The following is a 13,598-nucleotide window of genomic DNA, read 5'->3' on the forward strand; positions in this document are numbered from 1 at the left end:
AGACTTTAAAAAGGTTTTAGCTCACAGATTGATTTGTGACGGCAAAATATTATCAAATGTTGTACCATGAAACCATACAAACCAATGGATGATCATTATGGATGCTGAGTTATTAGAGATTCAAAACTTTCTGGCACAATACCCCCCTTTCACAGAACTCCCTGAAGAGATGTTGGCGAAAGTGACCAGTAGCGTGGAAATTTCTTATTACCGCCAAGATACCCCTATCATTCACTTTGGTGACCAAATTCATGATCTTTATATGGTTCGAAGCGGCGAAGTCGAAGTCTATCGTCGTAAAGGTGAACTATATAACCGCCTTGATGAAGGCCATCTCTTTGGTCAAATGGGCCTACTGACCAACAACAAGGTGCGTTTCCCAGTCAAAGCGACTGAAGACACCCTGCTCTACTGCATTCCTGAACCTATCTTCCAAGAGCTTTACGACAACTACGATTCATTCGCCGACTTTGTCGAAGTAGAAGATAATGCGCGACTGCGCCAAGCCAATTCAGACAGCAACGACGCTAACGACCTGACCACATCAAAGGTAAAAACGCTGCTCACCAGCGAAGCGCCAATGATCGAAAAAACGCGCACCATTCAACAAGCCGCGACCATGATGGCAGAAGACAACGTCTCGTCCCTACTGATTATCGATCCAGATATCGTTGAAGATGATGAAGATGACTCAACACCCGTGATCGGCATCATCACCGACCGAGATTTATGTACGCGTGTTCTCGCCGAAGGTCTCGATCCATCGGATGAAGTGTCCAGCGTGATGACACCCGAGGTTATCTCACTCGATCACAACGCCTATGTATATGAAGCCATGATGACCATGCTTCGCTACAACGTGCACCACTTACCTGTGCTTAAAGATAAGAAGCCTATCGGTATTATCGAAGCGACTGATATTGTCCGTTACGAATCTCAAAACTCGCTGTTGCTTGTAAGTAGTATCTTCCAGCAACAAAGCATTGAAGATCTAAAGGTGCTTTCTGAGCAAGTGAAAGACAGCTTTGTACGCTTAGTTAACGAAGACGCCAACGCCCACATGGTGGGTACTGCAATGTCGGTAATTGGCCGTAGCTTTAAGCAACGTATTATCGAACTGGGTGAAGAGAAATTGGGTAAGGCGCCTATTCCTTACTGTTTCCTCGCACTTGGCTCGATGGGGCGTGATGAGCAGCTGCTCGTTACTGACCAAGATAACGCCATTATTCTTGATGATACTTACGACGAGAAAAAACACGGTAAATACTTTGAAGAGCTATCGACCTTCATTTGTGATGGCTTAGACCAATGTGGCTATGTGTACTGTACTGGCGACATCATGGCGACTAACCCAACGTGGCGTATGACTCGTCGCCAGTGGGAAGAGTGCTTTGCCGATTGGATTGATGATCCAAACCCGAAAGCACTGTTGAATGCTTCAATCTTCTTCGACTTAGATGGCGTTTATGGTCGTCTGAAATGGGCTGAGCAATTGAACAGCTTTATTGTTCGACGCGCACGCAAGAACAACCGCTTCTTGGCGTGTCTTGCACGTAACGCACTCAACCGCACACCGCCGCTCGGTTTCTTCAAAGATTTCGTGATGGAGAAAGATGGCCGTCACAACAACTCAATCAACCTTAAGCGTCGTGGTACTGCGCCTCTCGCCGATTTGATTCGTGTTCACTCGTTGGCGGTTGGCTCTCGCTCTAAGAACTCATTCGAACGTTTGGATGACATTATCGACGCAGGTATTCTGCCAAAAGGCCGAGCTCAAGATTTGAAAGATGCGATGGAGTTTATCTCTCTAGTTCGTATTCGTCACCAAGCACACGATGTCGACAACAACATCGAGCCTGATAACAACATCGAGCCTGAGAACCTGTCTGACTTCGAGCGACGTAACCTAAAGGATGCATTCCAAATATTAAGTAATGCGCAAAACTTCCTTAAGTTCCGTTATCAAGCCAGCAACAAGTTTAAGTAGGGCCTATGAACAAACTATTCAGATCACCTGCGGTCGATTGGCCATTTAAGTTTGCTCAGAAGCTAGAACGAGCGAAAGACGAGCGCTTAAAGCACTTTTATAGCCAGCCTCTTCCAGCGCCTGATACGCCACTTTCAGAAGTGATGTTCTTGGCTGTCGACTTTGAGACAACGGGATTAAACCCAAACAAAGACGGCATTATTACTATTGGTTTAGTGCCATTTACGCTCAATCGCATCTACTTGCGACAAGCCAAACACTGGACGCTGAGACCAAAACAAAAGTTAGAAGAAGAATCTGTCGTTATTCATGGTATCACTCACAATGACATCATTGATGCGCCAGACCTTAGCGAAGTATTGGGCGAGATCTTAGAATCAATGGCGGGACATATCCCGGTGGTTCACTATCGTCGAATCGAGCGTGACTTCTTGGACAATGCATTGAAGGTGCGACTCGGAGAAGGCATTGAGTTCCCAGTTCTCGATACGCTCGAGATTGAATCCCAGATCCAGAACAAACTGGCCGGTGGCCTATGGAATAAGCTAAAAGGCAAAAAACCAGCATCAGTGAGGCTTGGGCAGAGCCGTCGTCGATACCACCTACCCGACTACACGCCGCATCATGCATTAACTGACGCGATCGCGACCGCTGAGCTTCTCCAAGCGCAGATTGCTCATCACTTTGACGCAGAGATGCCTTTGAAGAATTTCTGGCTCTAATTGAGTTTCGTAAGCTAAACATAAACACAAAGCCCACTAACTTCCATTAGTGGGCTTTGTTATTTTTTATCATCTAAGTTTATGCTGCTGTTGGCCCAACCAATCGCATTTCCCAATCTTCAACTTCACCCGTTTCTAGGCGTCGTTCAACCAACTTGCCCCAAGATTCTACGAGTGGCAGTTCAGCCATCTGGCTCAGTTCTTCTCGATCCAGGCTTCCCGTAAAAACGGCACTCATAATGCGCGCGAGCGACCAGTCTGGGTATGGTCTTTCACACAGAGTAATATCGTCGCCTTCACCAATGTCACCTTCCTCTAATACACGGAAGTACCAACCCGTTCGAAGCGTGTCTTGCAACCTTCTCGCCATGTCATTTTGGTCGAATCGTACGTTAAGCTTCCAACAAGGCATGCGTCCCTGTGAGACTTCCAACAATGTTGAGCCGATACGAATCTTATCTTTCAAGCAAATCGATTCTTCGGTTATGCCCATTGAGCTAATGTTCTCACCAAAGGCGCCTGCAGATTGGAAGATCGCTTTGTCGCCCAGTTCTTGTTTCCAAATTGGGTAGTGCTCACTTGGATAGATATGAAGCGCTTTTTGAATGCCACCATGAAAGCGAGGGTCGCCTTGTTCATCATTTGTGAAACCTAGCTCTGTGGCGTGCTGACGCTCTGAGAAAACCTGCTTATCAATGGCACTTTTTGCTCCATGTGCAAAAGTTACGGTCTTACCTGCCAAGACACTGTTTACTACGCCTAACTTCTTCATATCCCTTCCTTCTTATTGGACACTTTCTTACTGAGCTGCGTGAGATAAAACGACATCGCACTCGACTTCATTCACTATGCCAAGCATGATAGCCTAACAAGCCAATGTCAGAGTAGAGATGTAAGGACAATTAACAATGCCAACCCGCCAAATAGATTCTCACTCCGATGTCATGACCTCCAATGAGATGATGGTCGCTAATCCTAATTCACCAGCGTTAGTGAAGACCATCGATATGCCCAAGGGCTACGTCGATACAATGCACAAACATACGTGGCATCAAGTGATCTTCCCACTCAAAGGCCTATTGCAAACGAAAACCGAGCACTACCAGCATCTTGTCCCGCACACTTCTGCGCTGTTGGTACCCGCGGGTATTCAACATGAATCCATCGCATTGAGCCATACGACGTTTGTCGGTATTTACCTTAATCCAGCCTTTGGTATTAAGTATGAGCCTCATGTGCGAACCATTACCCTGACGCCGTTTTTGAATGAGTTATTGCAGGAAATTCGCAGACAATGCGAAGGATTAGTGAGTGATGAAGAGGTATCGCGATTGCTCTCGGTATTGCACGATCAGATCATGAAAGACAACGTTCAGACCTATCAATTGTTGCTACCCGAAGACCGACGTTTGAAGCTTATATTTGAAGCGCTGACAGAGGCACCAACGTTGGACTTTTCGTTGAAGGAATGGGGAGAGAAAGTCGGTGCATCGGAGCGAACGTTATCGCGCTTGTTCTCAAAAGAGTTCAACACGTCATTTCAGTTGTGGAGACAACAAATCCGACTGATTTATTCGTTATCTTTGCTTGATGAAGAGCTCTCGATCCAACGTATTGCTGACCAAGTTGGCTATCAAAACGACTCGTCTTACATTAAAGCCTTCAAGGCGTCTTTTGATGTAACGCCACAACAGTTTCGTTTTAATGGTCGAAGAAGGTAATTAGGTCTCTATATTTTCACCTTCTATGGGAAACAAAAAGAGGAGCCTAAGCTCCTCTTTTCATTGGTAAACATCGAACTCGCTTATTAAGCGTATTTCTCTTCGAAGTCTTTCATGAAGCTAACTAGCGCCTGAACGCCTTCCAAAGACATTGCGTTGTAAAGTGAAGCTCTCATTCCACCTACTGCTCTATGGCCTTTTAGTGATTTCAGACCTACAGCATCAGCCAACTCTAAAAACTTACCATCTAACTCAGGTTTCGCCAGTTGGAACGGCACGTTCATTCTAGAACGGTTTGCAGTGTGAACATCGTTTTTGTAGAAAGCTGAACTATCGATGGCGCCGTAAAGCAACGCTGCTTTCTCTTTATTCACCAATTCCATCGCTTCAACGCCACCTTGAGCTTTCAGCCACTTGAACACAAGGCCTGATAGGTACCAAGCGTACGTTGGCGGTGTGTTGAACATTGAGTCTTTTTCAGCAAGTACTTTGTAGTTGAGAATACTCGGCAACACATCGTTTGCGAGTTCAAGTAGGTCATCGCGCACGATGGCAATACAGATACCAGCCGGGCCGATATTCTTTTGCGCACCCGCATAGATAACACCGTACTGAGACACATCAATCTTACGAGACAGAATGTTAGATGACATATCCGCTACGATTGGCTTATCTGTTTGAGGAAGCTCGCTGATTTCAATGCCATCGATGGTTTCGTTTGGACAGAAATGTACATACGCTGCTTCTGGGTCAATTTTCCAATCTTTAGCCGAAACAACAGCCGCTTTGCCATCAACTGACGTCTTCGCGTTGAATACATCAATTTCGCAATATTTGCTCGCTTCAGTCACTGCGCTTTCTGCCCAGTAACCCGCATCGATGTAAGTCGCTTTTGTCGCGTCACCTAAAAGGTTTAGAGGAACAGCAGCGAATTGAGCACGAGCGCCCCCCTGACAAAAAAGAACTTTGTAGTTGTCTGGGATGTTCAGAAGATCACGTAAGTCCTGTTCGGATTCGTCAGCAACTTGAATAAATTCCTTACTGCGATGGCTGATTTCCATCACGGAAGTCCCTAAACCATTCCAATCAATGAAGTCCGCTTGAGCTTGTTTCATTACTGGTTTAGGCAGCGCAGCTGGGCCTGCACTGAAGTTGAATACGTTATCTAATGTAAGTTCCATGGGGATGATTGCTCCTGCTAAATAATAACTATGCAAGTAATACCATGTTTTACCCAACATAAAAACAACAAAAGAGGTCTTAAGACCTCTTTTGTTTTGTACCGTATAAAATGTTTAAGCTTAACCTGCTAAATCACCCTATCAGTATTCAAGCTTGCTCTGTTTATTGAACAAAAACCGGCATAAGTAGAGCGATTAATGGAATTTCTTGTCCATTTTCGAACACTAGGTTTCCATTTTCTAAGTCAGCGCTGATTTCATAACCACTTTCTGTTTCCTTGATCATTTCCATCACAAGCAATTCATCGATTCCTTCACGGATGAATGGGTACTCTTCAACAAGCTCATTTGAAAAGCTAGAGTGAACGTTGCCCGTTAATGCAGGCATGATCATCGAAGGGTTGCTGCTGATATTTTCTGTCCCTTCCGGTACGCTCACCAACCACTTAGATTCGAATTGGCCCTTACCCAGTTCTAGCGACATGTTGTTCATTGAAAGATCAAAGCCTTTAGCAAACAGGATATCGATAAATGGAATGATCTCTGCGACGTCTTCTTGCGTCAACACTGGATTAGTTTGGTAAATCTCAAAGACTTTCTCGAACGATTCGCTATCTAATTTCGATATTTCAAAATCAACGTTTAAGTTGTTCAACTGACCTTCATTAGTCTCGATATTTGCGATATCCAATTTGAGATTGCTGCGCAGACGCTTAGTCGCTTCATCTAGGTGCGATTCAAAATCGTACTTAGAGTTTTCAATGGTCATGAAAGGCTGCATTGCAGAATCTGAAACCAAGAAGCTATCGATAGTAAAATTCTGGGTTCCTAACCAGTAGCCTTTCGCTTGTTGGCCTGAACCTACACCTTTCAAGTTAGACAGCGTTACCTCTTCACCGGTTTCGAAATCAATTTGAACAGAAGGAATAGAAAGCTCGTAATCAACCTGCCCTAAAACAGTAGCATGTCCAGAAAGATTCGATTTAGTGATAGATACCGAAGTACCATTCTCATCAGAGCCTTGATGATTGAACTGGCTTAACTCGAAGTTGAAATCCGTGTTGCCGTTCAGCTCAGTGCTAGTCGTCAGAGTTAGAGGCAGAATATCGGTATTTTCAAACGTCGACAGAGCATTTAGGCTCACCAAGCCATGGCTAACCGCACTATTAATAACAAACTCACTCGGCAGCCCATCAATCGCAAGTTGCTCTTTCAGGTTTTCATCCGTCACAGTTACACGAGTGGTTACGTTGGAAGAGAGGTAACCTCTATCGTATTCCACGATCTCAGCTTGAATGCTTGAATTGTTAAGCTTTGCAACGCCATCAGTAATCGCATTTTGTCCAATCTGCCCTACCGCTAACGGCCAACAAAGCGCCAATGAGATTGCTCCGCCAATTGCACCAATTTTTCTTAACTGTTCCATGAGTTCTCTTTCTACACGAGTCTATTTTTTTTAGTCTAACCCATCAGTAGCAAACAAGAAACATTGAGTTAAATCAGTCTATTGCTCGATACTTCGATTGCCTCAACAAATTAACGGTTAGCTCTCATCCTTATTCAGCGGTTCTTGCTAGGCTAGAAGCGTCGCTACTATTAAGGTTAAGCTGTGAATCAATACGCTGTTATCTGTTTGGACAATAATCCGGTTAGCATTGAAAGAATACGTTCGGAGCTGGCTCCGTTGGCTTCTGTATTCGATATTTATACTGCCGAGAACATAGAAGACGCACATCACGCATTAGAAGATATCCATGATCACCACCAAACTGTTGCCTTGGTGATCACTCATCATCATTCTCAATTTAATGGTGTGCAATTTCTAATTGAACTTGAACAGCTGCCCCATAGTAATACCGCAAGAACGATATTAGTCAGCGCTTCGTCAGACATTCAATCCATTCTCACCGCAGTGAATGAAGGTCGACTCAATCACTGCCTAACCAAACCAGTTCAAGATCAGGTTCTATTCAAGTCAGCGCAAAAAGAGCTAACGTCTTTTGTCATTCAATACGACTCAGAAAACCTACTCTCTTACAGTGATGCATTGGATCAACAGCGCTTACTCAGAGCACACATCGAGCAAAAGATTCATTCGTTCCAGTCTGGTTTCATTCATGATTACCATCAGCTTTCTGATAATGCTCTTGCCGAGCGTGTCGTCAGTGCATTGCAGGAGGTATTCTCTAAAGATGACAAATCCAAGGCCATTCGAGATTACTCGCCAGAACACTTATTAACGGTTGAAGGTGAAGACAATCGCTTCCTATGGTTAATCATTGAAGGTGAAGTGGCACTCTACAAAAAGGATGAATTGGGGCAACAAAGAGAGGTAGTGCGTCACTCTAAAGGAAACATTGTTGGTGGGATGTCATTCGTAACAGGCGAGCCTTCATTCTCTACTGGTATCACTCTTACCCAAACGCGAGTGATTAAGCTGGATAAGGACAGTTTTGCGCAGGTAATGCATTCCAACAATACCTTGCTGCCGCTATTCACCAATCTACTGCTCCGTCATTTCAATCGACGTTTGCAACGTAGCATCACCAATAAGATCAAACTTCAGCAAACACTCGAGTCACTGGAATCAGCCCACCAGCAATTGATCGAAAAAGAAAAGATGGCGATGTTAGGTCAGCTGGTAGCTGGCGTTGCTCACGAACTGAATAATCCGATTGCAGCTATATTGCGTAGTATTGAAACTCTATCTGAACACCTAGACCAGATACTTGAGAACTCGTCACTCCCTGAATCAAACAAAGGGACTGACGTATTAGCGCATTCAAAACTAGCGAAGCCGCTATCCACGGCACAAGAAAGACAGCTGGTAAAACACCTTACATCGACCATCGATGATCGTGCTCTGGCCAAAAAAGCGGTGAGGCTCAACCTAAGCCAAGACGCTGCGGTTTTAGATACCTTAAAAGACTCCCCTGTCGCAGGCAAAGAGCTGCTCAATGACTTAGAGCATTACCATTATGTGGGGAACTCTATCCGCTCAATTCAAGTGTGCAGCAAGCGTATTGCCGATATGGTCAAAAGCCTAAAAAGCTATGCCCGAGAAGATGAAGAAGTTCGCCACTACACAGATATCCACGAAGGGCTTGAAGATACTTTAGTGATCTTTGAAAACAGACTCAAACATCACCAACTCGAGAAGCATTACGACACCAACTTACCGCCTTTATTGTGCCAGTCACTCTCTCTGCAACAAGTGTGGACCAATCTTCTTTCCAATGCGCTCGATGCCCTTTCTGAACGAGGCAAAGTGTCCATTACTACCTCTCAACATACAAAAGGTGACGACACGTTTCTTGTGGTGCAAATCTCCGATACTGGCCACGGCATTGCCAAAGAAGACATCAACACCATTTTCAACCCAAATTTCACGACCAAAAAAGAAGGTAACTTTGGTTTAGGGATTGGGCTATCCATTTCTCAACAAATCGTTTCGGCTCATCAAGGATTTATTTTGGTGGAGTCAGAGGTAGGCAGTCATACAAACATGCAAGTGTGGCTTCCATTCAAACAAGAAGGAGCACCTCATGAATAAGTACCTAATTTTATGTGTCGATGATGAACCTGAAGTTCTCAATAGTGTCCTTCAGGACTTGGCGATATTTGAAGAGAACTTTCTGGTTGAAGGTGCTGAATCGGTCGATGAAGCCATGCAAGTAATCAAAGAAATGGGACAAGATGGTATTAAGCTCGCGTTAATCTTGTGCGACCACATCATGCCAGAAAAAACCGGCATCGATTTTCTGATCGAACTCAACCAACACGACGCGACCAAGCCAACGCGTAAACTGCTACTCACAGGGCAAGCTGGGCTTGAAGATACCGTCACGGCCATTAACAACGCTGCACTTGATTTCTATATTTCAAAACCTTGGCAAGGCGACCAACTGAGAGACACGATTACTCAACAATTGACTGACTATGTCATTGCCAACGACAAACAATTGCTTAACTGGACTTCCATCTTAGATACCGAGCGTATACTGACTTCCATGGCGGATAAACGCACCAGTTTTGGTGAATAGCACTAATTGGTGAATAGATACTGAGAAAAGCGGCATCCGATATAAGAACCGTCCGAATACATACAAATTTTGGATAATTCGTTCGTCTATTTTTCTCATTCGCTCTAAAACATGAGATCTCCGTTACAGACTGATCCTTAATTTGCTTGTTTTTTAACTAAATGAGTAAGGTTTTACATTTTAAAGGATTACTTTTCCGTGAGTTAGATTAAACTGTCTCAATGTTTATGGTTTGCCGATTTGTCTCAAACCAAAGGAATTAACACTAATATAGGTTTACGGTCGTTATGCGCAAAATTCTACTTACTACCGCTATGCTATTGGCTTCTGGTCAAGCACTAGCTGTTGATGAACAACCACAGGTAATGAGCAACTTTAACTATGATTACTTTGAAGCACGCATCGGTGCTAGCCCAGTAACATTTGGTGGTGCGTTCAGTAAGTCAATTCACCCGAACGCTCATGCTGTAGCACGTATCGATTCAGAATTTGAAGGCGATTACGACTCAGCTGTAGGTCTTGGTTTCCACGCTCCATTAAACAACTGGGCAGACCTAACAGGTGAAATGCTAGCTCGTATCGTTCAGCCAGAGAACTCAAGCTCTACTGATATCGGTATGGAAATCAACGTTGGTGTTCGCCAATGGCTTGGTCCACAACTAGAAGTTGGTGGTAAAGGTGGTTACGTTTCTATCGATGACAACGATGATTGGACAGGTTCTGTTTACGCGCGTTTCCACTCTACAGAGCTTTTCTCTCTAGGTGCTGAAGCTCGTATTAACGACTTCTACGGTGACCAACTTATGTTCACTGCTCGTTTCAAGTACTAGTACTTAACGTTAAAGCCCAAACAGATAAGCTCTTAGCCTCTCAAACTTGGTAAGACAAAAACAAAAAAACCGAGGACATTCCTCGGTTTTTATTTATTAGCAGTAATCTTAAGCATATGAGGCAAACTTCTTTAGTGGCAGCTCTTTAGTAATTGCTGCTTGCGTGGCTCTTGTAATAGTTTCCAGTGAATACCATCAATTGCACCCGCAAATTTCCAAAGTAGTTTTAGGTCAACATCGTTTCCGTACGCTTCGCGAACCTTATTAAACACTTCAGGCGCGCCCAACTGCATAAACATTGAAACATCATCCACACCCGCCTTTTTAACCATGCGTTCTAACGTAAGTTGCATGTTTGGTAGGTCTCTTAATCTGCGGCTAGCTGATGATTTCTTGAAGCTACGTTGCTGAATTGAGTTATCGATTGAAGTACGAATAATACTATCCAATTCAGGATGTTCACATGTAAACAGATCCGTAATATCGTAGTAATTTACGGTAGCTGTTGTCTGTTTTTTTACATGACGATACTTTTCACAATCAAGATCGGTCAGTTTTTTATCTAATGATTTTCCACCTCTAATGAATAAACAACCTTCACTCAATAAAGCGAACATAGCGTCATTTTGAAAGAGGCCAATACCTCCGAACATAGAACGTTTTTGATGCTCACCAAATTGATTCACGTAATTAATAAATGCTGTCTCGGTCATATCCGTTGATCCTTAATCAAATTACCCCGATTAGGTTGATCACCAGACAAGCAGCTTGTTATGCGAAAAATTTTAAATCTATTTTGTTATTCTATAGGTGAATATTATGGTTTCGTTTTTCACCTTTAAATAAATCATACTTCGAAAAGAAAAATAAGTCTGGACATAGTTCACATCAATCAATTGAGTATTCTGGTTTTTCATGATTGACGTCACAGTAAACTATCAAACCATGCTTGAATTTGGACACCTAGTGATACACCGGTTCAAATTATTAAAGGTTATGTGGACGGATGAGTATTGCCTCGCAGCATCGTGGCTTGTAAAATGGCAGGACATACATGTTTTTACTTTTTATATGAATCATTTATCGTTTTTCTGGCTACCACAAAATAAGACTCTTCTCTTAAAGGGTCTAGAATCAGAGTTTGCCCAACTTGTTGGCCATTCTATCTCAGCGGGAAAAATAACACTTCCTCCTATCCCTAACGTTGTACTGAAAATTCAAAAGCTCTGTACCCTTGAGTCAACCGGGATTGCCGAAGTTGCCGAGTGCCTACTCGAAGATCCAGGCCTCACTGCTATCGTCATTCGTGTGGCTAACTCTGTCGTCTTTAACCGACGTAATATTACTTGTGTTGATATCATGACAGCCGTGTCCCGCCTTGGCATATTAAGAGTTCGTGACATCGTGACAGCTCAAGCCATAGAGCAACTCAAACATTCAGTGAACCTAAGCAGAGAATGTAATGAGTTATTGGTTAATAGCGCTTCTGTATCCAAAGAACTGGGCGCCACCATGGTATTGGTGACCAACGGCTTCAAAGAGCTCTCTCCTATTGAATACCGCTACCTTGAACATGAAAAATCACTGCTTGTTGGATTGCTGGCTGATATTGGCTTGTTCTGTTTGGTTAGCGAATACCACCTCTACCTCGAAAATGGCAATTACCTAGACCACGACATTGCTCTACAAATATTCCAAGGCCAATGTTCTGCTACCAGTAAATTGGTGCTTAACCGTTGGGGCTTTGACAGCGACTTTATTGATGTATGCAGCAATACCATCAACAACCACGAACAACGTGAAGTGTCTTACTTAGATATTGCTCGAATCGCTAACCACCTGCTGATGTTCAGAAACAAGGATGAGAACATCGATGATCACGAAGTTGAGCTTAACGTGACAGGTGCAGAGGTGCTTTATAAATTAAGCAACTTGAGCAAACATGATTTTAATGCAAAGCTAAGCGACGTGATCAATACTAGCGGCTTCTAAGTTACTGTTAAGTGACAAGTAAATGTAATATGAAGTAAATGCAATGGGGAAAGCATGTTTACAGGGATGATCTTTATAATTGCGCCACTCGTCGTGGGGTATCTTTTTTCAATTTCGAACGCTCAGACGCTAGACTTCATCAACCGCTCAACATCGCGGTTGATCTACGTGATTCTGGCGTTAATGGGACTCAGCTTAGCCGCTCTCGATAACTTAGGCAGTAATCTACAGACAATCCTTCTTTACACCGCCACTTTCTTCGTCTGCTTAAGCGTTTGTAACCTGATGGCGCTGCCCGCTATTGATAAGTTACTGCCACTCAAGACTGACAGCAGTAACAAAAAGCTTCCCCTCTCTTCTATGGCAATGGAGTCTGCCAAGCTGATCCTAGTGGTGGGTTCAGGCCTTATCGCTGGCTTAGTACTGCCTATTGGCCTCGATTGGGTTGATACCGCAAGCGAATGGATTCTGTTTGTTCTTCTCTTCTTTATCGGTATTCAACTGCGTAATAGCGGGCTGACACTTCGTCAGATCCTGCTCAACAAACACGGCATGGTTATCGCAATCACGATCATCACGACCTCAATGTTAGGCGGTGTGATCGCTGCTTACATCCTTGATATCCCTCTTTTCAAAGCCCTAGCTATGTCTTCTGGATTTGGCTGGTACTCGCTGGCAGGTATCTTGATGGGTGACGCCTTTGGCCCTGTCTATGGCGGCGCATCGTTCATGCTTGAGCTATTAAGAGAGTTGGTTGCTTTGGTACTGATTCCAGTGCTGATCCGCAGCTATCCATGTACCTCTATTGGTTATGCTGGTGCTACTGCGATGGACTTCACCTTACCGGTTATTCAAACAACAGGCGGCGTTCGATGTGTGCCTATCGCTATCGTCAGTGGCTTTATCCTAAGCTTGCTTGTTCCGATATTGATGTTGTTCTTTGTATCTCTTGCTAACTAGATCGCAGGAATAGCGTTTGTTTTAGATTAGAATGCAACTCGAATACCAATGCCCAAGACACCGATACAGTTACCGAAATAAAAAGACACTAAGTGTCATTGCTCAACAAATAATGATCACGGTAATCTGTAACGACAAAGTTATAAAAAGAATAAACTTACA

General features: G+C 43.8%; 12 protein-coding genes. 8 read left to right on the plus strand and 4 right to left on the minus strand.

Annotated elements, in window-relative coordinates:
- Positions 1–97 precede the first annotated feature (97 nt).
- Both BCV39_RS12915 and BCV39_RS12920 read left to right on the plus strand, forming a co-directional pair.
- The gene (locus BCV39_RS12915; RefSeq protein WP_048658410.1) at positions 98–1,987 is read left to right on the plus strand and encodes a DUF294 nucleotidyltransferase-like domain-containing protein; all 1,890 of its coding nucleotides are present in this window, start codon (positions 98–100) and stop codon (positions 1,985–1,987) included.
- 5 nt (positions 1,988–1,992) lie between these two features.
- Positions 1,993–2,709 (plus strand): 3'-5' exonuclease, encoded by a 717-nt coding sequence (locus tag BCV39_RS12920; protein WP_048658409.1) that lies wholly within the window; start codon positions 1,993–1,995, stop codon positions 2,707–2,709.
- A 79-nt stretch (positions 2,710–2,788) separates the two neighbouring features.
- Here BCV39_RS12920 and BCV39_RS12925 read toward each other — a convergent pair whose 3' ends face one another.
- A complete protein-coding gene (locus tag BCV39_RS12925) occupies positions 2,789–3,481 on the minus strand; it encodes an MOSC domain-containing protein (protein ID WP_102432749.1) in 693 nt (230 codons plus the stop codon).
- A gap of 136 nt (positions 3,482–3,617) precedes the next feature.
- Between BCV39_RS12925 and BCV39_RS12930 the strand changes: the two genes are divergently transcribed.
- On the plus strand, positions 3,618–4,430 hold the full coding sequence (locus BCV39_RS12930) for a helix-turn-helix transcriptional regulator (RefSeq protein ID WP_102432750.1): 813 nt from the start codon (positions 3,618–3,620) through the stop codon (positions 4,428–4,430).
- Between the two features lie 86 nt (positions 4,431–4,516).
- Here the strand turns inward: BCV39_RS12930 and serC are convergent, their stop codons facing one another.
- Together serC and BCV39_RS12940 are read right to left on the minus strand one after the other, a co-directional pair.
- The gene (gene serC / locus BCV39_RS12935) at positions 4,517–5,611 is read right to left on the minus strand and encodes a 3-phosphoserine/phosphohydroxythreonine transaminase (RefSeq protein ID WP_102432751.1); all 1,095 of its coding nucleotides are present in this window, start codon (positions 5,609–5,611) and stop codon (positions 4,517–4,519) included.
- Between the two features lie 163 nt (positions 5,612–5,774).
- Positions 5,775–7,037 (minus strand): DUF945 family protein, encoded by a 1,263-nt coding sequence (locus tag BCV39_RS12940; protein WP_048658405.1) that lies wholly within the window; start codon positions 7,035–7,037, stop codon positions 5,775–5,777.
- Positions 7,038–7,220: 183 nt separating this feature from the next.
- Between BCV39_RS12940 and BCV39_RS12945 the strand changes: the two genes are divergently transcribed.
- The 3 genes from BCV39_RS12945 to BCV39_RS12955 all read left to right on the plus strand — a co-directional run bounded on the left by BCV39_RS12945 (position 7,221) and on the right by BCV39_RS12955 (position 10,484).
- Entirely contained in the window at positions 7,221–9,164 is a 1,944-nt protein-coding gene (locus tag BCV39_RS12945) for an ATP-binding protein (protein WP_102432752.1), read from the plus strand.
- Positions 9,157–9,654, plus strand: coding sequence for a response regulator (locus tag BCV39_RS12950; protein ID WP_048664795.1), 498 nt, complete (start codon positions 9,157–9,159; stop codon positions 9,652–9,654). The genes BCV39_RS12945 and BCV39_RS12950 overlap by 8 nt, the downstream gene beginning before the upstream one ends.
- 287 nt (positions 9,655–9,941) lie before the next feature.
- A complete protein-coding gene (locus BCV39_RS12955; RefSeq protein WP_019822601.1) occupies positions 9,942–10,484 on the plus strand; it encodes a hypothetical protein in 543 nt (180 codons plus the stop codon).
- Positions 10,485–10,615: 131 nt separating this feature from the next.
- Here BCV39_RS12955 and BCV39_RS12960 read toward each other — a convergent pair whose 3' ends face one another.
- Entirely contained in the window at positions 10,616–11,197 is a 582-nt protein-coding gene (locus tag BCV39_RS12960; protein WP_017060401.1) for a TfoX/Sxy family DNA transformation protein, read from the minus strand.
- Positions 11,198–11,555: 358 nt separating this feature from the next.
- On the opposite strand from BCV39_RS12960, the gene BCV39_RS12965 reads away from it, so the two are divergent.
- Complete coding sequence (locus BCV39_RS12965; RefSeq protein WP_048664794.1) at positions 11,556–12,476, plus strand: HDOD domain-containing protein; 921 nt, start codon at positions 11,556–11,558, stop codon at positions 12,474–12,476.
- 54 nt (positions 12,477–12,530) lie between these two features.
- Positions 12,531–13,436 carry a lysine exporter LysO family protein gene (locus tag BCV39_RS12970; protein ID WP_102432753.1) on the plus strand — a complete coding sequence of 302 codons (906 nt, stop codon included), beginning with the start codon at positions 12,531–12,533 and terminating at the stop codon, positions 13,434–13,436.
- The last annotated feature ends 162 nt before the right edge of the window (positions 13,437–13,598 follow it).

Source organism: Vibrio sp. 10N.286.55.E10 (assembly GCF_002872555.1).
Lineage (GTDB): Bacteria > Pseudomonadota > Gammaproteobacteria > Enterobacterales > Vibrionaceae > Vibrio > Vibrio crassostreae.